This window comes from Paenirhizobium cremeum, from assembly GCF_022884085.1.
Classification (GTDB): Bacteria; Pseudomonadota; Alphaproteobacteria; order Rhizobiales; family Rhizobiaceae; genus Allorhizobium; species Allorhizobium cremeum.
Map to the genome: position 1 here is coordinate 51224 of NZ_JAGGCS010000019.1, position 22558 is coordinate 73781.

At 60.8% G+C, this 22558-nt stretch carries 22 protein-coding genes; 10 read left to right on the forward strand and 12 right to left on the reverse strand.

Going from position 1 to position 22558, the window contains the following annotated elements; all coding sequences use genetic code 11:
- Positions 1 to 53 precede the first annotated feature (53 nt).
- The 6 genes from ahcY to J5N58_RS23915 form a co-directional block, all read right to left on the reverse strand.
- Positions 54 to 1454, reverse strand: a complete 1401-nt coding sequence (gene ahcY, locus J5N58_RS23890; RefSeq protein WP_113466047.1) for an adenosylhomocysteinase — start codon at positions 1452 to 1454, stop codon at positions 54 to 56.
- Positions 1455 to 1621: 167 nt separating this feature from the next.
- Complete coding sequence (locus J5N58_RS23895) at positions 1622 to 1894, reverse strand: HPr family phosphocarrier protein (protein WP_112830673.1); 273 nt, start codon at positions 1892 to 1894, stop codon at positions 1622 to 1624.
- A gap of 21 nt (positions 1895 to 1915) precedes the next feature.
- The gene (locus J5N58_RS23900; protein WP_099055923.1) at positions 1916 to 2317 is read right to left on the reverse strand and encodes a PTS sugar transporter subunit IIA; all 402 of its coding nucleotides are present in this window, start codon (positions 2315 to 2317) and stop codon (positions 1916 to 1918) included.
- A 123-nt stretch (positions 2318 to 2440) separates the two neighbouring features.
- The gene (locus J5N58_RS23905) at positions 2441 to 2908 is read right to left on the reverse strand and encodes an HPr kinase/phosphorylase (protein ID WP_113443199.1); all 468 of its coding nucleotides are present in this window, start codon (positions 2906 to 2908) and stop codon (positions 2441 to 2443) included.
- Positions 2905 to 4686 (reverse strand): stimulus-sensing domain-containing protein, encoded by a 1782-nt coding sequence (locus J5N58_RS23910; protein WP_113443200.1) that lies wholly within the window; start codon positions 4684 to 4686, stop codon positions 2905 to 2907. Before J5N58_RS23910 ends, J5N58_RS23905 begins: the two co-directional genes overlap by 4 nt.
- A 72-nt stretch (positions 4687 to 4758) precedes the next feature.
- Positions 4759 to 5481: a response regulator transcription factor gene (locus J5N58_RS23915; protein WP_244713632.1), complete on the reverse strand. Its 723-nt coding sequence runs from the start codon at positions 5479 to 5481 to the stop codon at positions 4759 to 4761.
- Positions 5482 to 5823: 342 nt separating this feature from the next.
- Here J5N58_RS23915 and J5N58_RS23920 point away from each other — a divergent pair, with 342 nt between their 5' ends.
- The 4 genes from J5N58_RS23920 to J5N58_RS23935 all read left to right on the forward strand — a co-directional run bounded on the left by J5N58_RS23920 (position 5824) and on the right by J5N58_RS23935 (position 9192).
- Positions 5824 to 7434, forward strand: a complete 1611-nt coding sequence (locus J5N58_RS23920; RefSeq protein ID WP_113338025.1) for a phosphoenolpyruvate carboxykinase — start codon at positions 5824 to 5826, stop codon at positions 7432 to 7434.
- 95 nt (positions 7435 to 7529) lie between these two features.
- On the forward strand, positions 7530 to 7964 hold the full coding sequence (gene arfB, locus J5N58_RS23925) for an alternative ribosome rescue aminoacyl-tRNA hydrolase ArfB (RefSeq protein WP_112830677.1): 435 nt from the start codon (positions 7530 to 7532) through the stop codon (positions 7962 to 7964).
- A 90-nt stretch (positions 7965 to 8054) separates the two neighbouring features.
- On the forward strand, positions 8055 to 8528 hold the full coding sequence (gene lysM / locus J5N58_RS23930) for a peptidoglycan-binding protein LysM (RefSeq protein WP_112830678.1): 474 nt from the start codon (positions 8055 to 8057) through the stop codon (positions 8526 to 8528).
- A 37-nt stretch (positions 8529 to 8565) separates the two neighbouring features.
- Complete coding sequence (locus tag J5N58_RS23935) at positions 8566 to 9192, forward strand: alpha-ketoglutarate-dependent dioxygenase AlkB family protein (protein WP_425314491.1); 627 nt, start codon at positions 8566 to 8568, stop codon at positions 9190 to 9192.
- A 35-nt stretch (positions 9193 to 9227) separates the two neighbouring features.
- On the opposite strand, the gene coaA is transcribed toward J5N58_RS23935, so the two are convergent.
- From coaA to hisB, 6 genes are all read right to left on the reverse strand, one after another.
- Entirely contained in the window at positions 9228 to 10223 is a 996-nt protein-coding gene (coaA, locus tag J5N58_RS23940; RefSeq protein ID WP_112830679.1) for a type I pantothenate kinase, read from the reverse strand.
- Entirely contained in the window at positions 10220 to 10543 is a 324-nt protein-coding gene (locus J5N58_RS23945) for a phosphoribosyl-ATP diphosphatase (RefSeq protein ID WP_112830741.1), read from the reverse strand. Before J5N58_RS23945 ends, coaA begins: the two co-directional genes overlap by 4 nt.
- Before the next feature lie 16 nt (positions 10544 to 10559).
- On the reverse strand, positions 10560 to 11348 hold the full coding sequence (gene hisF / locus J5N58_RS23950) for an imidazole glycerol phosphate synthase subunit HisF (protein ID WP_112830680.1): 789 nt from the start codon (positions 11346 to 11348) through the stop codon (positions 10560 to 10562).
- 14 nt (positions 11349 to 11362) lie between these two features.
- Positions 11363 to 12097, reverse strand: a complete 735-nt coding sequence (hisA, locus tag J5N58_RS23955; RefSeq protein WP_113437769.1) for a 1-(5-phosphoribosyl)-5-[(5-phosphoribosylamino)methylideneamino]imidazole-4-carboxamide isomerase — start codon at positions 12095 to 12097, stop codon at positions 11363 to 11365.
- Positions 12098 to 12128: 31 nt separating this feature from the next.
- Entirely contained in the window at positions 12129 to 12779 is a 651-nt protein-coding gene (gene hisH / locus J5N58_RS23960; RefSeq protein WP_113437770.1) for an imidazole glycerol phosphate synthase subunit HisH, read from the reverse strand.
- A gap of 100 nt (positions 12780 to 12879) precedes the next feature.
- Positions 12880 to 13488 carry an imidazoleglycerol-phosphate dehydratase HisB gene (gene hisB, locus J5N58_RS23965; protein WP_113338022.1) on the reverse strand — a complete coding sequence of 203 codons (609 nt, stop codon included), beginning with the start codon at positions 13486 to 13488 and terminating at the stop codon, positions 12880 to 12882.
- A gap of 208 nt (positions 13489 to 13696) precedes the next feature.
- Between hisB and hslV the strand changes: the two genes are divergently transcribed.
- The 6 genes from hslV to J5N58_RS23995 all read left to right on the forward strand — a co-directional run bounded on the left by hslV (position 13697) and on the right by J5N58_RS23995 (position 22516).
- Positions 13697 to 14224 carry an ATP-dependent protease subunit HslV gene (gene hslV, locus J5N58_RS23970; protein ID WP_113437772.1) on the forward strand — a complete coding sequence of 176 codons (528 nt, stop codon included), beginning with the start codon at positions 13697 to 13699 and terminating at the stop codon, positions 14222 to 14224.
- A gap of 38 nt (positions 14225 to 14262) precedes the next feature.
- Positions 14263 to 15570, forward strand: a complete 1308-nt coding sequence (gene hslU, locus J5N58_RS23975) for an ATP-dependent protease ATPase subunit HslU (RefSeq protein WP_112830742.1) — start codon at positions 14263 to 14265, stop codon at positions 15568 to 15570.
- A 159-nt stretch (positions 15571 to 15729) separates the two neighbouring features.
- Complete coding sequence (locus tag J5N58_RS23980) at positions 15730 to 16680, forward strand: DUF1402 family protein (RefSeq protein ID WP_244713616.1); 951 nt, start codon at positions 15730 to 15732, stop codon at positions 16678 to 16680.
- A gap of 34 nt (positions 16681 to 16714) precedes the next feature.
- A complete protein-coding gene (locus J5N58_RS23985) occupies positions 16715 to 18133 on the forward strand; it encodes a cytochrome P450 (RefSeq protein WP_244713619.1) in 1419 nt (472 codons plus the stop codon).
- A gap of 91 nt (positions 18134 to 18224) precedes the next feature.
- Complete coding sequence (locus tag J5N58_RS23990) at positions 18225 to 20225, forward strand: hydantoinase/oxoprolinase N-terminal domain-containing protein (protein ID WP_112830686.1); 2001 nt, start codon at positions 18225 to 18227, stop codon at positions 20223 to 20225.
- Between the two features lie 116 nt (positions 20226 to 20341).
- On the forward strand, positions 20342 to 22516 hold the full coding sequence (locus J5N58_RS23995) for a malate synthase G (protein ID WP_112830687.1): 2175 nt from the start codon (positions 20342 to 20344) through the stop codon (positions 22514 to 22516).
- Positions 22517 to 22558 lie beyond the last annotated feature (42 nt).

Here is a 22558-nt window from a genome sequence, read left to right on the forward strand (position 1 = left end):
CGCCTTTTGTCAAGGACGCGGCCACTATATCTTGTGGAAAGATTGTCGGCTAATTAATAGCGATAGTGTTCGGCCTTGAACGGACCGGTCTTTTCGACGCCGATATAGCTTGCCTGTTCTTCCGATAGCTCGGTCAGTTTCACGCCGAGTTTTTCGAGATGCAGGCGGGCAACCTTCTCGTCGAGATGCTTCGGCAGGATATAGACGTCGTTTTTGTATTCACCCGGCTTGGTGAACAGTTCGATCTGGGCAAGCACCTGGTTGGTGAACGAAGCCGACATCACGAAGGACGGATGGCCCGTGGCATTGCCGAGATTGAGCAGGCGGCCTTCCGACAGGAGGATCATGCGGTTGCCCTTCGGGAACTCGATCATGTCGACCTGCGGCTTCACATTGGTCCACTTCAGATTGCGCAGTGCGGCAACCTGGATCTCGTTGTCGAAATGGCCGATGTTGCCGACGATTGCCATGTCCTTCATCTCGCGCATGTGCTCGATACGGATGACATCGCGGTTGCCGGTCGTGGTGATGAAGATGTCAGCCGAGGAGACGACGTCTTCCAGCGTCACGACTTCGAAGCCGTCCATGGCAGCCTGCAGCGCGCAGATCGGATCGATCTCGGTGACCTTCACGCGGGCGCCGGCGCCGCGCAGCGACGCGGCCGAACCCTTGCCGACATCGCCATAGCCGCAGACCACAGCGACCTTGCCGGCCATCATGACATCGGTGCCGCGACGGATGCCATCGACCAGCGATTCCTTGCAGCCATACTTGTTGTCGAACTTCGACTTGGTGACGGAATCGTTGACGTTGATCGCCGGGAAGGGAAGGAGGCCCTTCTTGCCCAGTTCATAGAGACGATGGACACCGGTGGTGGTTTCCTCCGTCACGCCGCGGATCGCTTCACGCTGCTTGGTGAACCAGCCCGGAGAAGCCTCAAGGCGCTTCTTGATCTGGGCGAACAGGATTTCTTCCTCTTCCGAGCCCGGATTGGACAGCACGTTCTCGCCGGCCTCGGCGCGAGCGCCGAGCAGGATATACATGGTGGCATCGCCGCCATCGTCGAGGATCATATTGCTGAAACCGCCGTCGCTCCACTGGAAGATCTGGTCGGTGTAGCGCCAGTAGTCTTCAAGCGACTCACCCTTGATGGCGAAGACCGGAATGCCCGCGGCGGCGATTGCCGCTGCGGCGTGATCCTGAGTCGAGAAGATATTGCAGGAAGCCCAGCGGACGTCGGCGCCGAGCGCGACCAGGGTTTCGATCAGGACCGCAGTCTGGATCGTCATGTGCAGCGAACCGCTGATGCGGGCGCCTTTGAGAGGCTTGGTTTGGCCGAACTCGGAACGGCACGCCATCAGGCCGGGCATTTCGGTCTCGGCGATATTGATTTCCTTGCGCCCGAAATCGGCGAGGCCGATGTCGGCGACGACGTAGTCCTTATGTGTGCTCATGAATCTCTCCGGCTGAAGCGAGGTCTGTTCAGTCTTTCGACGGACGCACAGGTCCGCATATGCCCGATCTTCCGGATCGGGCCTCCAGCAGAGCATCTAGCAGGGATTGGCGCCTGAGGCAACTGGACATAAAGAAGTCTTTATGTCTTTATATGCCAACGGCAGTCCTAGGCTTCCTCGCCGAACTTATCGCCGACAAGCTGCGAAAGAGCATCGAGCACGATCTCGGCCTGGGCGCCCGTGGCGGTGACGAGAATGCTGCAGCCAGGGCTTGCCGCGAGCATCATCAGCCCCATGATCGAGGTTCCGCCGACGGTCGTCCCGTCCTTGGTGACGTGAACGGTCGCGTCGTAGCCGCTGACCGTCTGCACGAACTTGGCGGAGGCACGGGCATGCAGGCCGCGCTTGTTGGTAATCAGCATTTCACGGGAGAGGGACATGGCGCGTTGCTCTCCGGCCGGTTACTTGCCGCTCAGGACGCGGCTGGCGACATTGATGTACTTGCGGCCCGCTTCCGAGGCATCGACCAGCGCTTTTTCCATGTCGTTGTCGCCTCGGACGCCTGCAAGCTTGATGAGCATGGGCAGGTTGACCCCCGCAATCACCTCGATGCGTCCGCTGTTCATTACGGAAATGGCGAGGTTGGAGGGTGTGCCGCCGAACATGTCGGTCAGGATGATGACGCCGTGCCCGTCATCGGCGCGCATGACTGCGTCGAGAATATCCTGCCGACGCTGGTCCATGTCGTCCTCGGGACCGATCGAAACCGTTTCGATGAATTTCTGGGGGCCAACCACATGTTCCACTGCGTGATGAAACTCTTCAGCCAGCTTGCCATGAGTGACAAGCACTAGTCCGATCATACTTTTACTGCCCCCTTGCCTGCGCAAACAGCCGGCCAGATACCCTAACGTTCAAGCCGCGTCCATCGGTGGGACGCCATCTTGGCGATGAAAAACGGAAGTTCAAGCGCAAACTGCGATGCCTCATGTTGGGCGGGTGGCGACCTCAGTCGCGATCAGGGCCTTTATAAAGGCAAATGGCATGCGAGCGCCAGTGGGCACGCGCAGGGCCGGAAGCGTTATTTCCGGCGCAAGTGTTGCGATTTCGAACTCCGGCGGCAGTCTTGCGCCGTTTTCGGCGGGCAGGATGGCATAATGCAGCACCGCGTGCGGCAGGCTTTCGACCCGTGCGATGCCGGCATGCCGAAGCTCGATGAGGCCCCTGATCGGCTCCGGCCGGCGGGCAAGCACGTGAGGACCATGGCGGGAGACAAAGACCTGGTCATCGGAAATCAGCGCTGCGAAATCGCCTGCGAGGCGGGCTTCCGCCATGCAGTCGAAGGCGAGGGCCGATTTGCCTGCACCGGATGGTCCAAGAAAGATAAGGCCGGTCGTCCCCACGACGATGGCTGTGCCGTGAACATTGCTCTCGGCGGGCCCTGCGGTATTCATGGGGTGTTTTCCGCGGGCAGGGACAGGATGAAGCGGGCGCCCAGCATGCCGTCGCTCTCCGGATCGGCGATGTTTTCGGCTCGAAGCGTGCCGCCATGCGCTTCGGCGATCTGCCGGCTGATCGACAGACCGAGGCCCGAATTTTGTCCAAAGCCCTCGCGTTCCGGTCGGTCGGTATAAAAGCGCTCGAAGATGCGATCGATGTTTTCCGCCTGGATGCCGGGACCGTTGTCTTCCACCTGGATCAGGCAGCGTCCCCGTGTGCGCGACAGCCGCACCGTGATTTTTCCGCCGACGTCCGGAACGAAGGATCGGGCGTTCTCGATCAGGTTGGTGATGATCTGGCCGAGCCGCAGGTCGTGGCCGTTGACCATGAAACGCTGCCGGGCGCCGGGCTTCTGGTCGATGACGTAATCGATCTCGACCGGTTTCTTGGTACTGCGGATTTGACGCGAAACGTCGACGAGACTTGCGAGCAGCACCTCGAGGTCGACGGGCTTTGCATCGCTGCGCGCGAGTTCGGCGTCGAGCCGCGACGCATCCGAAATATCGCTGATCAGCCGGTCGAGACGGCGCACATCGTGCTGGATGACGTCCATCAGCCGCTGTCGGGAATTGTCGTTCTTGGCAAGCGGTAGTGTTTCGACGGCGCTTCTAAGCGAGGTGAGCGGGTTTTTCAGTTCATGGCTGACGTCTGCGGCGAAGCTCTCGATCGCATCGATCCGGTCGTAGAGCGCAGTGGTCATCTCGCGCAGGGCGACGGAAAGGTTGCCGATTTCGTCCTGGCGGGCGGAGAAATCCGGGATTTCCTCCCGTTCCTTGGCTCCGCGGCGCACGCGAATGGCCGCTGCCGAAAGCCGCCGGAGCGGATTGGCGATGGTGGAGGACAAAAGTAGCGACAATACGATATTGACGAGCGTCGCGACGCCGAAAACCCGAAGAATTGCGAGGCGTTCGGCATGCACGATCTTGTCGATGTCCCCGGCCTGGGTGGAGAGCAGCAGGACACCGAGCACGGCTCGCGACCGCTGCACCGGAACGGCGACGGAAACGATCAGTTCGCCGCCCTCGGTGACGCGCACGACGGCGCCGCGCACGCCGGTCAGTGCATTCATCACCTCCGGATAGATGGAGCCATCGCCGCCCGGCGCTTCCTTGTAGACCGGCAGATTGCTCGGCTGTAGCATCGAGTTGAAGACGCGAGCGGCCCAGTCGGTCAGGCCGGAGCTTTCCCCGTCCACGGGCGGCAGGTCGAACCGCAGCACCTGTCCGCGGGAATAAAGGTGCCTCGAATCGAGCAGCAGATTGGCGTCTGCATCGAAGAGCCGCGCCCGCGTCCGGGTCGGTGAGATCAGGCGTCGCAGCACCGGCGCGACACGCTCCGGATTGATTGGAAAATCGAGATCTTCGTCGCTCGGCACCGGCGTGATGCTTTGCCCCGCCTGCAGTTCCAGGAGCTTCTGCGGATCGATGGTGATCGAGTTGGTGTCGACGGAGGCCGAGGCGGAAATCGCTCCGGCGATGATTTCGCCCTGTGTAAGCAGGCTTTCGACACGGGCATCGATCAGTCCCTCGCGGAACTGATTGAGGTACATGATACCGCCCACCAGCACGATGATCGCCGCGAGATTGAAGAAGACGATCCGCCGCGTCAGGCTGGAAAACAGTGCGTGACCGAAGATGCGCCGGATGATCGTGAACGGATGGACCAGGAAGCGACGTGGTTCGGTCAGGCTTTCCAGTTCATCGAGATTTCCGTCGGCAACTTGCTTGGCCAAGTCTCACCCTTTCGCGCCGGGAGGTCCATTCCCCGCATCGTCTTTCATGCGGGGACAAGGGACCGGCGCATATCACGCTGCTTCGCGGAAGCGGTATCCTACGCCGTAGAGCGTTTCAATCATGTCGAAGTCGACATCGACCATCTTGAACTTCTTGCGAAGCCGCTTGATGTGGCTGTCGATGGTGCGATCGTCGACATAGACCTGTTCGTCATAGGCGGCATCCATCAGAGCATCGCGGCTCTTGACCACGCCGGGGCGCTGCGCGAGCGACTGCAGGATCAGGAATTCGGTGACGGTGAGGGTGACGGGATCGCCCTTCCAGGTGCAGGTATGGCGTTCCTGGTCCATCACGAGCTGGCCGCGTTCCAGCGTCCGGGCCTGCACTTCCGCGCCGGCCTTGGCCGGGCCGCCGGCGGCAAGGCTTTCGCGGCTTGCGGCGCGGCGAAGGATCGCCTTGACGCGTTCGACCAATAGGCGCTGCGAGAAAGGCTTGGTGATGAAATCGTCGGCGCCCATCTTCAAGCCGAACAATTCGTCGATTTCCTCGTCCTTGGAGGTCAGGAAGATCACCGGCAGATCGGACTTCTGGCGGAGACGCCGTAGAAGTTCCATGCCGTCCATGCGGGGCATCTTGATGTCGAAGATGGCGAGATGCGGAGGCCGCGCCAGAAGTCCGTCGAGCGCCGAGGCACCATCGGTATAGGTCTCGACTTTATATCCTTCCGCCTCGAGCGCGATGGACACCGAAGTGAGGATGTTGCGGTCGTCGTCTACGAGGGCGATCGTCTGCATGTTGTTTGTCTCCGTCATCATGAAGCGCGGCTCCTGGTATCAATCCCAGCCCAGGCGGTGGCGGTAATCAGGATGCGCTTAATGGGGATAAAGGTGGAACAAATTGTGGCAAAGATAAAGGGCGTCCGTGTCGCAGATACCCGCCCCTTGCGTCAGAGAACGCCGGATTGTCGTTTCCAACCCCCAAAACAAACCGATTTAAAAATGAAGATTTCCATTTAAATCGATTAATTATTTGAAATTATTGATATATTTCCAACTTCCATCTTGCGTTTTCGCATTTCGAACACTAGGTTCCCCGCCATTCGAACCCAGTAGCCCCATAGTAAAGGAAGCGTGCTCATGGAGGAAATCGGTGTAAACAATCCCCTCATCGGGGTGGCGGCGATCGGATTGGGTGATGCTTCGCGCGTCTATTACAATCTGCTTGAGCGCACCCTTTATGAGGAGGCGATTCGCCGCAATGAAGCCGAACTCACCGCAGACGGTGCGCTTTGCGCCGTGACCGGCCAACACACCGGCCGTTCGGCAAAGGACAAGTTCATCGTCCGCGACGACAACACCGATGGCGTGATCTGGTGGGACAACAACAAGCCGATGTCTCCCGAACATTTCGGTATCCTGCACAAGGACATGCTGGCCCATGCAGCCGGCAAGGAGCTGTTCGTGCAGGATCTGATCGGCGGCGCCGATGTTGAAAATGCACTGCCGACACGCGTCGTCACCGAGCTTGCCTGGCACTCGCTGTTCATCCGCAACCTGCTGATCCGCCCCGAGCGGTCCGCTCTGGCAAGCTTCCAGCCGAAGCTGACGATCATCAATCTGCCGAGCTTCCGGGCCGATCCGGCTCGTCATGGCTGCCGCACTGAAACCGTCATCGCCTGCGACTTCACCAACGGAGTCGTGCTGATCGGCGGCACCTCCTATGCCGGCGAAATGAAGAAGTCGGTCTTCACCGCCCTCAATTATCTGCTGCCGCCGAAGGGCGTCATGCCGATGCACTGCTCGGCAAACGTCGGCCCCGCCGGCGATGCCGCTGTCTTCTTCGGCCTGTCCGGCACCGGCAAGACCACGCTGTCGGCCGATCCGAGCCGCACGCTGATCGGTGACGATGAGCACGGCTGGGGCGAAGACGGCATCTTCAACTTCGAAGGCGGCTGCTACGCCAAGACCATTCGCCTGTCGGCCGAAGCCGAGCCGGAAATCTACGCGACCACCAAGCGCTTCGGCACGGTTCTCGAAAACGTCGTCCTCGATGAAAACGGCATTCCGGACTTCAACGATGCCTCGCGCACGGAAAACACCCGTTGCGCCTATCCGCTGCATTTCATTCCGAACGCATCGGAAACCGGCATCGCAGGTCATCCGAAGACGATCATCATGCTGACGGCTGACGCATTCGGCGTTCTTCCGCCGATCGCCCGTCTGACGCCGGAACAGGCCATGTACCACTTCCTCTCCGGCTACACCGCCAAGGTCGCCGGCACGGAAAAGGGCGTGACCGAGCCGGAAGCGACCTTCTCCACCTGCTTCGGTGCTCCGTTCATGCCGCGTCATCCGGCTGAATACGGCAACTTGCTCCGTGACCTCATCGCCAAGCACAATGTCGATTGCTGGCTGGTCAATACCGGCTGGACCGGCGGCGCCTATGGTATCGGTCATCGCATGCCGATCAAGGCCACTCGCGCCCTGCTCACCAGCGCGCTGAACGGCGAGTTGAAGAAGATCGAGACGCGTGTCGATCCCAACTTCGGTTTCGCAGTGCCGGTTGCAGTCGAAGGCGTCGACACCAAGATCCTCGACCCGCGCTCGACCTGGGCCGATGCCGACGAATATGACGCACAGGCGAAGAAACTGGTGGCGATGTTCATCACCAACTTCGCAAAGTTCGAAGACCATGTGGACCACAAGGTTCGTGCGGCCGCTCCGAGCGCCAATATCGCTGCCGAATAATCAGGAGCGAACGACATTCGAAACCCGGCGGTTCTACCGCCGGGTTTTTGTTTTTGGCGGCATCGATTATGACAAGGGTCGAACGGAGACCGACCATGGCCAGCGACGCGCTCTATATCAACAACCGCATAACCATCGCCGGATGGGAATTGACGGAGCAGTTCGTGCTCGCCGGTGGACCGGGTGGGCAGAACGTCAATAAGGTCTCGACCGCGGTGCAGTTGTTCTTCAACATCTCCGGATCGCCGTCGCTCACCGACCGGGTCAAGGAGAATGCGTTGAAGCTTGCCGGGCGTCGTGCCTCCAAGGAAGGGGTGCTGATGATCGAGGCAAACCGTTTCCGCAGCCAGGAACGAAACCGGGAAGATGCGCGCGAGCGGTTGAAGGAACTGATCCTCGAAGCGGCTGCGCCCCCGCCACCGGCCCGCAAGAAGACCAGACCGACGAAGGGATCGGTTGAGCGGCGCCTGAAGGAAAAATCCGGCCGGTCCGAGGTCAAGAAGATGCGGGGACGCCCTGACGGTGAATGACAGGCCTGACATGTTTTAGATAATTGCTTGTGTTTTGATGCCCCGTGGTTTCATCTTGCAATTGCACAGGGATATGAGGAGGAGGAACCCATGGGTCTTTTCAGCTTTATCAAGAATGCGGGCAAGAAGCTCGGTCTCGGCGGCGACGACGAAACGCCGGATGCCGAAGCGGTGAAGAAGGAGCTTGCCTCGCACGATCTCGGAACCGAAAAGGTCGAGGTTGAGGTAGTGGACGACAAGGTGGTCCTGAAGGGCGTGGTCAAGGATCAGTCGGTGTTCGAAAAGGCCGTGGTCGCCGTCGGCAACACGCTCGGAATCTCCAAGGTCGAAGCCGGCGATCTGAAGATCGCGGAAACACCTGCGGCCGCGCCCGCTCCGGCAAAGGAGCCGGTCTTCTACACGGTGAAGAAGGGTGACAATCTCTGGAAGATTGCCGAGGCACATTACGGCAAGGGCAAGGGTGCCAAGAACACCGTGATCTTCGAAGCCAACAAGCCGATGTTAACGCACCCGGACAAGATTTATCCCGGCCAAGTTCTGCGCATTCCGGAACTCGTCGATTGATGTCGAGGGCGGCGGCGGAAGACCGCTGGTAGACGAAATGGCGGAAAGAAAGAAGCGCAGCCTGCCGGAAGGGCTGCGCCACCACCCTGACTTCATCGAGCGGGCCGAGCAGGAAAGGCTGGTCGAAACCATTCGCAACATCGTTGCGGAAGCACCGCTTTTCGTCCCGGCCATGCCCGGCACCGGCAAGCCGATGTCGGTCAGGATGACCAATTGCGGGCCGCTCGGTTGGGTGACGGACAAGGAGCGCGGTTACCGGTATCAGCCGGTTCATCCTGTGACCGGCCGACCATGGCCACCGATACCGGAGATGCTCCTCGATATCTGGAGGCGGGTGTCGGGCTATGGGGGGGAACCCGAGGCCTGCCTGGTCAATTATTACGACGATACGGCCCGCATGGGCCTGCATCAGGATCGCGATGAGAGGGAATTTGCGGCACCGGTCGTCTCGATTTCTCTCGGCAACAGCTGCCTGTTTCGGGTGGGCGGTATCAATCGCACCGATCCCACCATGTCGCTGAAACTCTCAAGCGGCGATGTCTTCGTGATCGGAGGCGAGGGACGCCTTTGTTTCCACGGGGTTGACCGTATCTACCCGTCGACGTCGAAGCTGCTGAAAAACGGTGGCCGTATCAACCTGACTCTCAGGCGAGTCAATCCATGACGTTCGGCGCCGGTCGATAGCCGGTGATACATCGCCTACAATTTACGAAGCGCGACCTTTTCGACGAGGTGATTGTCACCCTTTCGCAGGATGAGATCGGCGCGTGGGCGGGTCGGCAGAATGTTTTCCCTGAGGTTCTTCAGGTTGATATTCTGCCACAGGCCTTCGGCGACTTTCAGCGCCTCTTCCTCGCTGATGGCGGCATAGCGGTTGAAATAGGAGTTCGGGTCGCGGAATGCCGTTTGCCGGAGTTTCATGAAGCGGTCGACATACCAGCGATGGATCAGGTTCTCGTCGGCGTCGATGTAGATCGAAAAGTCGAAGAAATCGGAAACGATCGGCACGATCTTGCCGTCTGCGGGAAGATCGCGGGATTGCAGAACGTTGATGCCTTCGAAGATCAGAATGTCCGGCCGGTCGATGATCTTGAATTCATTCGGCAGCACGTCATAGGTCAGGTGCGAATAACTGGGCGCCTTGACATTTGGCAGGCCGGCCTTGATCGCGGAAAGGAAGCGCAGCAGCGCCCCGATATCGTAGCTCTCCGGGAAGCCCTTGCGGTTCAGCATGTTGTGACGGACCAGGTGGGCATTCGGATAGAGGAAACCGTCCGTCGTGACGAGGTCCACCTTCGGGCTGGAGGGCCACCGGGCCAGAAGCTCCTTCAGAACACGGGCAGTGGTTGATTTGCCGACGGCGACAGAACCGGCAATGCCGATCACGAAAGGCGTTTTCGCGACATCGGACATGCTGAGAAAGCGGTTGCGCTGTTCGAAAAGCAGCTGCGAGGATTCCACATGCGCGGACAGGAGACGCGAGAGCGACAGATAGATGCGTCGAACCTCGTCGAGATCGATCGGGTCGTCGATCGAGCGCAGCCGCTGGACCTCGTCAGCCGTCAGCGTCAGCGGGGTATCGGCACGAAACCGGGCCCATTCCTCCGAATCGAAGAAGAGATAGGGCGAATAACCATTCGCCTCAAAATGATCGAGCGTTTCTGGCGTTTCGGATTCCCGGGGCGCTGTTGTCATGGATCCTGCCGGCTGGCCTTCTCGCTGAGGCCTGTCTGGGCGGTACGCCGTTGAAGCTCCTGCATGACTGCTTCTAGCGGGATATCGGCAATTTTCAATACGACCATAAGATGATAAAGCAGGTCCGCGCTTTCGTAGACGAGGTTTTCCCGGTCGTCCTTGATGGCGGCAATCACCGTTTCGACGGCCTCTTCACCGAGCTTCTTGGCCGCCTTCTGCTGTCCGCCGGCAACCAGTTTCGCCGTCCAGGATTCATCGGGGCGAGCCGTCGCACGCCTCGCGACGATGCTCTCGAGATCGGTCAGGGTAAACTCGGTCATGGTCTTGCGCATCCTGTCAGTCGAGCCGCATGGGAATGCCATGCTGCGCCATGTATTGCTTGGCCTCGGCGATCGAATAGGTGCCGAAGTGGAAGATGGAGGCGGCGAGCACCGCCGTGGCATGCCCCTCCCGGATGCCCGCCACGAGGTCGTCGAGCGTGCCGACGCCGCCTGATGCGATGACCGGGACGCGTACGGCATCCGCAATGGTTCGCGTCAGTTCGAGATCGTAGCCCGATTTTGTGCCGTCTCGGTCCATCGAGGTGACGAGCAGTTCACCGGCGCCGCGTTCGACCACCTGTTTCGCGAATTCGACGGCGTCGATGCCGGTCGGATTTCGGCCGCCATGGGTGTAGATTTCCCAGGCGCTCATATTGTCGCCGCCGGCGGCCTGTGTACGCCGCCGCTTGGCGTCGATCGAGATGACGATGCACTGGTCGCCGAACTTGTCGGCGGCTTCGGCAACGAAATCCGGGTTTTTCACCGCGGCGGAATTGATCGCCACCTTGTCGGCGCCGCAGAGCAGCAGCTTGCGGATATCGGCGATGCTGCGCACGCCTCCGCCGACGGTGAGCGGCATGAAGCAATGCTCGGCCGTGCGTGTGACGACATCGAAGATCGTGTCGCGTTCGTCAGAAGACGCGGTAATGTCGAGGAAACAGAGTTCGTCGGCGCCGGCGGCGTCATAGGCCTTGGCCGCTTCGACGGGATCGCCGGCATCGATCAGGTCGACGAAGTTCACGCCCTTGACGACGCGACCGTCCTTGACGTCCAGGCAGGGAATAACGCGGGCTTTCAGCGTCATCGGTGGTTCCTCGTTCAGGATCTTGCAGCGCGGATCAGCGCCAGCGCTTCCGCCGGATCGATCCGGCCATCATAAAGTGCGCGGCCGGAAATCACACCTTCGAGTTTTCGGGCATCCGGTTCCAGCATGCGGCGGATATCGTCGAGCGATGCAAGCCCGCCAGAGGCGATCACCGGGATCGAGACGGCATCGGCAAGGGCCAGCGTCGAGGTCCAGTTGATGCCGGCGAGAATGCCGTCGCGGTCGATATCCGTGTAGATGATCGCCGCAACGCCAGCGCCTTCAAACTTTTTCGCAAGCTCGATCACGCCGAGTTCGGACGCTTCCGCCCAACCTTCGACGGCGACCTTGCCACCCTTGGCGTCGATACCGACGGCGATTTTGCCGGGAAAGAGCTTGCAGGCCTCAATGACAAGTGCGGGATCGCGCACCGCCACCGTGCCGAGGATAACGCGGGAAAGTCCGCGCGAAAGCCAGTTCTCGATATGCTCAAGCGTGCGGATGCCGCCTCCGAGCTGGACCGGGTTCTTCGTCGCCTTGAGGATCGCGTCGACGGCGCCGCCATTGATGCTTTCGCCGGCGAAGGCGCCGTTCAGGTCGACCACATGCAGCCATTCGAAGCCCTGGTCCTCGAAGGCTTTCGCCTGTGCGGCGGGGTCGGCGTTGTAGACGGTAGCCTGCTCCATGTCGCCGAGCTTGAGGCGCACGCACTGGCCGTCTTTCAGATCGATTGCGGGAAAGAGGATCATGCGGATTGTCCGATAGAAGATGGAATGAAAATCACGGAGCCCAGGCGAGGAAGTTCGCAATAAGCTTCAGGCCGAGCTTCTGGCTCTTTTCCGGATGGAACTGGGCGCCCGCCATGTTGTCGCGGCCGACGAAAGCCGTCATCGGGCCGCCGTAATCCGTGGTGGCGATGACGTCGTCGGGGTTTTCCGTAGCGAGATGATAGGAATGCACGAAATAGGCGTGCAGGCCATCGGGGCCCGTCTCGATGCCGTCGAACAACGGATGCGGACGCTTGAGCGTCAGCGTGTTCCATCCGATCTGCGGGATCTTCAGTGTCGGATCGTTCGGCGTCATCTCGACGACATCGCCCTTGATCCAGCCAAAGCCCTGCGTGACGGTCTTTTCCAGTCCGCGCGACGACATCAGCTGCATGCCGACACAGATGCCGAGGAAAGGCCGCGCTTTCTTCTCGACCGCGTCGACAAGCGCCTCGTGCATGCCGGGGACGGCGTCGAGACCGTTGCGACAATCGGCATAAGCGCCAACACCTGGAAGTACGATGCGGTCGGCAGAGGCCACCCGCTCCGCCTTGTCCGTCAGGTCGATTTCAGCGTCGATGCCGCTTTCCCGGGCTGCGCGCTCGAACGCCTTCGTCGCGGAGCGCAGATTTCCCGAACCATAATCGATGATCGCAACGCGCATCGTCGAATGTCCTTTCTATTGGAGCCTCAAGGCTTGCGATCACCGTGATTGTCGCTTCCGCGCATCCGGTTGACCGGTCACCCGCTCCAGTCGTTTGCTGTCAGACCAGCGTGCCCTTGGTGGAGGGAACGCGGCTCGCCTGCCGGGGATCGATTTCGACTGCGGTTCGCATCGCCCGCGCCACGGCCTTGAAGCAGGTCTCCGCTATATGGTGATTGTTGGCGCCATAATGGTTGAGCACATGCAGTGTGATGCCGGCATTCTGCGCCAGCGCCTGGAAAAATTCGCGAACGAGTTCGGTGTCGAAGGTGCCGATCTTCGGCGCGCTGAACGATACGTTCCAGACGAGGAAGGGCCGGCCCGAAACGTCGATGGCGGCCTTGGTCATCGTCTCGTCCATGGCAAGGTCGATCGATGCATAGCGGGTGATACCACGCCGCTCGCCCAGCGCTTTTGAAATCGCCTGTCCGATCGCGATGCCGGTATCTTCGACTGTATGGTGGTCGTCGATATGCAGGTCGCCCTTCACCTCGATGTCCATGTCGATGAGCGAATGTCGGGAAAGCTGGTCGAGCATATGATCGAAGAAGCCGACGCCCGTGGAAATCCTTGCCTTTCCGGTGCCGTCCAGATTAACGGAAACGGAAACGGAGGTTTCGTTGGTCTTGCGGGAAATGCTTCCCGAGCGAGGGGTCGCTGCTTCGCCCATAAAGGTCTGCTCCATGCTGAGGACCGGGAACCCGGTCCGTGATGAGCGCTCCTTATCAGGCGCGGCGGGAAATATCCAGCAAAAGCAGGCATTGGTGGCATCGGCCGGAAGCGAGATTGTATTCGACGGCACTTCACCTACATAGGGCTCAACGGGGCCGTATCGAGCCCCCAGCGAAACGTCCTCAATGGGACCAGACAGGTGCCGAATGACAACGATTATTACAGTAAGAAAGGGCGGCAAGGTCATCATAGCCGGTGATGGGCAGGTGAGCCTTGGTCAGACCGTGATGAAAGGCAATGCCCGCAAGGTGCGGCGCATCGGGAAAGGCGAGGTGATTGCCGGCTTCGCCGGTGCGACAGCCGACGCTTTCACCCTGCTCGATCGGCTTGAAAAGAAGCTTGAACAATATCCGGGCCAACTGATGCGCGCGGCCGTCGAACTCGCCAAGGACTGGCGCACCGACAAATATCTCCGCAACCTTGAGGCCATGATGCTGGTCGCCGACAAGTCCATCACGCTTGCGATCACCGGCAATGGCGACGTTCTGGAGCCCGAGCATGGGACGATCGCGATCGGCTCCGGCGGCAATTATGCCTTCGCCGCAGCCCGCGCCATGATGGATTCCGACAAGTCGGCGGAGGAAATTGCCCGCCGCGCCATGGCGATTGCCGCTGACATCTGCGTCTACACCAACGACAATGTCGTGGTGGAAACGCTCGACAGCGACGATTGATCCGTCATCAACTCATTCCGACCTTTTGGAACATCGATATGACAACCTTTTCTCCCCGTGAGATTGTCTCGGAACTGGACCGCTTCATCATCGGCCAGCACGAGGCCAAACGCGCAGTCGCCATCGCGCTGCGCAATCGCTGGCGCCGCCAGCAGCTCGACGAGACGCTGCGCGACGAAGTGATGCCGAAGAACATCCTGATGATCGGCCCGACCGGCGTCGGCAAGACGGAGATTTCCCGCCGCCTCGCCAAGCTTGCCGGCGCTCCCTTCATCAAGGTGGAAGCCACCAAGTTCACCGAGGTTGGCTATGTCGGCCGCGACGTCGAACAGATCATCCGCGATCTGGTCGAGATCGGTATCGGCCTCGTGCGCGAAAAGAAGCGTGCCGAAGTCCAGGCCAAGGCCCATGCCGGCGCTGAGGAACGGGTGCTCGATGCACTCGTCGGCTCCACCGCCTCCCCGGCGACCCGCGACAGTTTCCGCAAGAAGCTGCGCAACGGCGAGCTCGACGACAAGGAAATCGACATCGAGGTGGCCGACAGCGGCGGCGGCATGCCGGGCTTCGAAATCCCGGGCATGCCCGGCGCCAATGTCGGCATTCTCAACATCTCCGAAATGTTCGGCAAGGCCATGGGCGGCCGCACCAAGAAGGTGCGCACCACCGTCAAGGCATCCTACGCCGACCTTATCCGGGACGAGTCCGACAAACTGATCGACAACGAGGTTATCCAGCGCGAGGCCGTTCGCTCCGTCGAGAACGACGGGATCGTCTTCCTCGACGAAATCGACAAGATTGCGGCGCGTGACGGCGGCATTGGAGCAGGCGTTTCCCGTGAGGGCGTCCAGCGTGACCTGCTGCCGCTGGTCGAGGGCACGACGGTTTCCACCAAATACGGCCCGGTGAAGACGGATCATATTCTCTTCATCGCGTCCGGCGCCTTCCATGTAGCCAAGCCTTCGGACCTTCTGCCCGAACTGCAGGGTCGTCTGCCGATCCGTGTCGAATTGAAGCCTCTCAGCAAGGAGGATTTCCGCCGTATCCTGACCGAGACAGAGGCGAGCCTGATCCGCCAGTACAAGGCGTTGATGGCGACCGAAGATCTCGATCTCGAATTCACCGAGGATGCGATCGACGCGCTGGCGGATGTCGCCGTCAAGCTCAACACTTCCGTTGAGAACATCGGCGCTCGCCGCCTGCAGACGGTCATGGAACGGGTGCTCGACGACGTTTCGTTCAATGCGCCCGATCGCGCCGGTTCCTCGATCATGATCGATTCCGATTATGTTCGCGAACATGTCGGCGGTATCGCGCAGGATCTGGATCTGTCGCGCTACATTCTGTGACGCGGAAGCATCTATTTTCGTGCTTTTGCCCTAAAATCGCACGAAAGTGACATATCTCCAGGTCGACAACGGCGGCTTTGCTTATGTAAGTGAAGTCGCCGTTCGAGGTTTGCCTCACGGCAGCGGATCGGAAAGTGAAGTCTCGAGGGCAAACGGATCGTGGCACGTATTCTTTCGGCAATTCTTCTGGCACTGCTTGTCGTGATGCCTGCGGGCCTGCAGGCCGCGCCGCTCACCGTGCCCCCGGGGAACCGCAACGCCGAACAGCCGCCCGTTCCTGGTGCTTCCGTTCGTCGTACCAAGGCGGGCAAGACCACTTTCGACGTCAAATATGAAAAGGTGCGCGATCTCCTGGCATCGGACAAACGGCTGATGTCAAAGATCCGCAGCACGGCGTCTGCCTATGGCATCGATCCCATCCACATGATCGGCGCGATCGTCGGCGAGCACACTTATAATGTCGACGCCTACGACAATCTGCAGAGCTACTATGTGAAGGCGGCCTCCTACGCCGGCAACAGCTTCCGCTTTTCCTACAAGGGCGAAAACATCGAGGATTTCGTCGACCGTCCGGAGTTTGCCGAATGCGCGGCGAAGAATGACTCGTATGCGCTCTGGACCTGTCGGGAAGACGTCTGGAACAGCGTGTTCAGGGGACATTCGGTTGGCGGCAAATCCTATCCGGACAATCGCTTCAGCGCGGTTTTCTTCCAGCCTTTTTACGCGGGCCAGACCTTCGGCCTTGGCCAGATCAATCCGCTGACCGCGCTGATGATGTCGGATCTCGTGGCTGAGAAGTCGGGTTATGACAGGCTGGACGAGACCGATGCGGCCGGCGTCTACAAGGCGATCATGGATCCCGATATTTCGCTTGCCTTCATGGCGGCGGTCATCCGCAAGTCGATCGATGATTACAGGTCGATTGCCGGCATGGATATCTCGAAAAATCCAGGCATCACCGCGACGCTTTTCAATATCGGCAGCTCCAGGCAGCGCGCCCAGGCGCTGGCGCGTAGGAATGCCGGCGGCGGGTCTCCGGTCTGGCCGGAGGAAAACTATTATGGCTGGTTGGTCAATGATCGGCTTGAAGAGCTGGAAAAGCTCCTCTGAAACGGGCCGGAACGGCCTCATCCGAGGGTAGAAGATGACGGAGACGGCCGAGGACAGTATGAACGACGGCTATGAACCTCCGGCTCCTTTGCCGCGCAAGGTTCCGCCCTCACGTCTCGAAATCATCCGGACCGTGCTGCGCAACCCGCTGGAACTCTGGGGTGAGCCATCCTATACGCTGCCCTGGATCGAAACCCGCTTCTTCGGTCGCACCACCATCATCGTCAACGATCCGGATCTTATCCGCCACGTACTGGTCGACAATGCCGGCAACTATCCCATGGACGTGGTGCGCCAACTCGTGCTGCGTCCCATCCTGCGCGACGGCCTGCTGACCGCCGAGGGCAATATCTGGAAGCGCTCGCGCAAGGCGATGGCGCCCGTCTTCACGCCTCGTCATGCCAAGGGCTTTGCGCGGCAGATGCTGGAGAAAAGCGAGGAATTTGCCGCTCGCTATGTCAGCGCGGATGCCCGTGGCAGCATTCATGACATCTCCACCGACATGACGGAACTGACCTATCAGATCCTTTCCGAGACGCTATTTTCCGGTGAGTTGGCATCGGAGAGCGGCGATGTCGCCGCCGACGTGGATGCACTGCTGCATCGGATGGGACGCATCGATCCGCTCGACATGCTGGCAGCCCCCACTTGGCTTCCAAGGCTGACGCGCATTGGCGGACAGCGCGTACTCGACAAGTTCCGCAGGCTGGTCCGCGATACGATGGAGCGCCGTCGGGCTGCCATCGCCCGCGATCCGGCGGCGGTGCCTCGGGATTTTCTGACCCTGCTGCTTGAAATCGAAGGCCCTGATGGGCTGACCACCGAGGAAATCGAGGACAACATCCTCACCTTTATCGGGGCCGGCCACGAAACCACTGCCCGCGCACTGGGTTGGACGCTCTATTGCATTGCCCACCTGCCGGAATTCCGAGAGAAGATGGAGGCGGAGATCGACGAGGTCATCGAAAGCGGCGCCGATCCCGTAACATGGGCCGATCGCATGCCCCATGTCCGGGCCGCCTTCGAGGAGGCGTTGCGACTTTATCCGCCGGCGCCGTCGATCAACCGGCGGGCTCTTGAAGACGACAGGTTCGTCGCGGCGGACGGCAGGGTTCTGGACATCCGCGAGGGCGCCACGATCCTCATCATGCCATGGACGCTGCATCGCCATGAGTTATACTGGGATCGCCCTCGCGTCTATGATCCTGCACGTTTCCTGCCAGAAAACCGCGAGCGTATCGGCCGGTTCCAGTATCTGCCCTTCGGTGTCGGCCCGCGCGTCTGCATCGGTGCGACTTTTGCATTGCAGGAGGCCGTCATCGCACTTGCCGTCCTGATGCATCGCTTTCGTTTTACGCCGAAGGTCGGCACACGGCCGTGGCCGGTACAGAAACTCACCGTCCAGCCGGCGGGCGGATTGCCCATGCTCGTTGCTCCACGCGACCGGCCATAAATTGCCGTTTGTCAGCTAGCGCGCCGATATCCACCCGTGCATAAAGCGTAAAACCGCGTTTTGCGGCTTTCGGCAATGTGGGACATGGCGCGTGACACTTCATTACATGTTGGGCATCGATACCGGCGGCACCTATACCGATGCCGCGCTTTTCAGCGAGACCGACGGCCTGATCGCCAAGGCCAAGGCACTGACGACAAGGCATGATCTGTCGGTGGGCATTTCCGGGGCGCTGGAAAATGTGCTCTCCGCTTCCGGCCTGCCGGCCAATGCCATAGGTCTCGTGTCGCTTTCGACCACCCTTGCCACCAATGCGCTCGTCGAAGGGCAGGGCGGACGCGCCGCCTTGGTGATGATCGGTTTTGGCCCGGAGGATCTGCGGCGAGACGGACTTGCCGACGCGCTGGGCAGCGATCCGGTGATTTTCCTGCCGGGGGGACACGATGTCCACGGCAACGAGACGCCGCTCGACATGACGCCGCTTGAAGAGATCCTGCCGGAACTGGCGGCGAATGTGTCCTCCTTCGCCGTTGCCGGCTATTTCGCGGTCCGCAATCCCTCCCACGAGATACGGGTGAGGGATTTCATCCGGGAGAAATCCCATCTTCCGGTCACCTGCAGCCATGAGCTTTCCTCGAAGCTCGGCGGTCCCAAGCGCGCATTGACGACGCTGCTCAACGCCCGGCTGGTATCGATGATCGACCGCCTTGTCGGCGCCTGCGAGGATCATCTTGAACATCGCGGTATCCGCGCACCGCTGATGGTGGTGCGTGGCGACGGCGCGTTGATTTCGGCGGCAGAGGCGCGGCTCCGTCCGATCGAGACGATTCTCTCCGGACCGGCGGCAAGCCTTGTCGGCGCGAAATACCTGACAGGGCTCGATGATGCCGTGGTTTCCGACATCGGCGGCACGACAACGGATGTCGCGGTGATGGAGAGTGGCCGCCCGCGCCTCGATGCCGATGGCGCGGTGGTCGGCGGTTATCGCACCATGGTTGAAGCGGTTGCCATGCGCACCTATGGCCTTGGCGGTGACTCTGAAGTCCGTTTCGACGATCATGGGCTTGCGGCGCGGATCGATCTCGGCCCCCGCCGTTTCGTGCCGCTCAGCCTTGCCGCGACGCTGTACGGGGACGCCGTCATCGGCGTACTGGAACGGCAATTGCGCTCGGCTCATGTCGGTCGCCACGACGGACGATTCGCGGTCCGCACCGGCGTGCCGAACCATCTCTCCGCCGGACTGCAGCCACAGGAAGCGACCCTTTTTGCCCGTATCACCGATATTCCCGTGGCGCTCGACCAGCTCCTCACAGTGACGCAGCAGAAGGCGACGCTCGACCGTCTTGTTGCGCGGGGCCTCGTGCATATCTGCGGGCTCACCCCTTCCGACGCCATGCATGTGCTGGGCAGGCAGGGTCAGTGGAACCGGCAGGCGGCGGATCTCGGCATGAAGGTCGCCATGCGGCAGAAGGATGGCACGGGAAAGCCTATCGCCGGCTCGTCGGAGGAACTTGCCCTGCGCATCGTTGATAGGCTGACGCGGCAGTCCGCTGAAGCCATTTTGTCAGCCTGCCTGGCCGAAGACGGTCTTGGCGACATCGATCCGGCCCGTTCTGTGCTGATCGACCGAGCCCTGAACCGCCAGACCGGTATTGCGCGTTTTACCCTGTCCCTCGACCGTCCGCTGATCGGCCTCGGCGCGTCCGCTCCCGTCTATTACCCGGCGATTGCCGAGATGTTGTCGGCGGCCTGTGCCGTGCCGGAAGCCGCCGATGTCGCCAATGCGGTCGGTGCCGTCGTCGGACAGGTCCGCTCCACCGTGACGGTTTTCATCACCTCACCGGAAGAGGGGGTCTTCATCGTGGCTGGCGGGGGAGACAACCGGCGGTTTGCGGAAGAAGAAGCGGCGATGGCAGAGGCGGAGGAGCGAGCGTCACGCACCGCCCTTGAGCATGCGCGGGCCAGCGGCGCTGCGGATGTCGTCGTGGTGCTCGCACATGAAATCGATGCCCCCGAGATCGAAGGGCGGCGCAAGCTCATGGAGGCCCGGATCATCGCGACGGCGAGCGGACGCCCTCGCGTCTCCGAGTGATGCGGACTTTTTCCTTTTTGGAATAAATATTTGTTATTCGTGCTCGATTGACACTCAATAAGATCAGGGCATGCTCGTAGCACGAATTTGATATCGGATTGCGAGGAGAACTGGCGATGAGCCGCATTGAGAGCCACGGACTGTCCATCGACACGGGCCTGTATGATTTCCTGATCGAAAAGGCGCTGCCCGGGACAGGCGTGGACCCCGAGCGCTATCTCGCCGGCCTCTCGGCGATCGTTCACGATCTCGCGCCGAAGAACCGCGCGCTTCTTGCCAAGCGCGATGAACTGCAGGCGGCGATCGATGCCTGGTACAAGGCAAATGGCGCACCCGTCGACATGGGCGCCTATGAGGCTTTCCTGCGCGAGATCGGCTATCTCCTTCCCGAGGGGGAAGACTTCACCGTGACGACAGCGAATGTCGATGCGGAAATCGCCGAGATTGCCGGACCGCAGCTCGTCGTACCGGTCATGAACGCTCGTTATGCGCTGAATGCCGCGAACGCCCGCTGGGGCTCGCTTTACGATGCGCTCTACGGCACCGATGCCATCCCGGAAACCGACGGCGCCGAGAAGGGCAAGGGTTACAACCCCGTCCGCGGCGCGAAGGTCATCGGATGGGGCCGCCAGCTGCTCGATGATTCGGCGCCGCTCGCCGCCGGAAAATGGGCCGACGTCGCGGGGCTTTCCGTCGATGGAGGTGCGCTCTTCGTCACGCTTTCCGTTGGTGGCGTCACCGGACTTGCCGACCCGGCGCAATTCGTCGGATATCGCGGTGCGCCCGCCGCGCCGGAGGCGATCCTCCTGCGCCGAAACCGGCTGCATCTCGAGATCCTCATCGATGCGGAAGGCATGATCGGAAAGACCGACCCTGCCCATATCGACGATATTCATCTCGAATCGGCCATAACCACCATCATGGACTGCGAGGATTCGGTTGCCGCCGTCGATGCCGAGGACAAGGTGGTCGTCTACGGCAACTGGCTTGGCCTGATGAAGGGCGACTTGATGGAAGCAGTCACCAAGGGCGGCAAGACCTTCGTCCGTGCCCTCAACCCCGACAAGACGTTCACCGCTCCGGATGGCTCGGAACTCGTCCTGCATGGTCGCTCGCTGATGCTGGTTCGCAATGTCGGTCACCTCATGACCAATCCGGCGATCCTCGACCGCGACGGCAACGAAGTGCCGGAAGGCATCATGGATGCGGCGATAACCTCCCTGATTGCCTTGCACGACATCGGAGAGAACGGTCGCCGGGCGAATTCGCGCAAGGGTTCGCTCTATATCGTCAAGCCGAAGATGCATGGACCGGAGGAAGTCGCCTTCGCCTGCGAAATTTTCTCGCGCGTCGAGGAACTGGTCGGCATGGCGCCGAACACCATCAAGATGGGTATCATGGATGAGGAGCGCCGCACGACGGTCAATCTCATGGAGTGCATCCGCGCAGCCCGGGAGCGTGTCGTCTTCATCAACACGGGCTTCCTTGACCGGACCGGCGACGAGATCCATACCTCGATGGAAGCCGGCCCGATGATCCGCAAGGGCGACATGAAGCAGGCGGCCTGGATCTCGGCCTACGAGAACTGGAACGTCGACATCGGCCTGGAATGCGGGCTCTCCGGCCATGCGCAGATCGGCAAGGGCATGTGGGCCATGCCGGACCTGATGGCTGCGATGCTGGAGCAGAAGATCGCCCATCCCAGGGCCGGTGCCAATACCGCTTGGGTTCCGTCACCGACGGCGGCGACCCTTCACGCAACCCATTATCATCGCGTCAACGTCGCCGACGTTCAGGCCACGCTGAAATCCCGTCCGCGCGCCAAGCTTGGCGACATCCTTTCGGTGCCGGTCGCACCCCGTCCCAACTGGGCGGCGGAGGAAATCCAGCGCGAGATCGACAACAATGCACAGGGCATCCTGGGCTATGTCGTCCGCTGGATCGACCATGGCATCGGCTGCTCCAAGGTTCCGGATATCAACAATGTCGGCCTGATGGAGGACCGCGCCACCCTGCGCATTTCCGCACAGCATATGGCGAACTGGCTGCATCATGGGATCATTACGGAAGCGCAGGTCATCGAGACGATGAAGCGCATGGCGGCCGTCGTCGATGGCCAGAATGCCGGTGATCCCGCTTATCGGCCCATGGCCGGTCGTTTCGACGATTCCGTCGCGTTCCAGGCGGCGCTGGAACTGGTTCTGAAGGGCCGAGCACAGCCAAATGGCTATACCGAGCCGGTCCTGCATCGCCGCCGTCAGGAACTGAAGGCGAAGCTTGCCGGACAATAATCGTGTGAGATCCGAAAAAAGCCGCCGGAATGACCGGCGGCT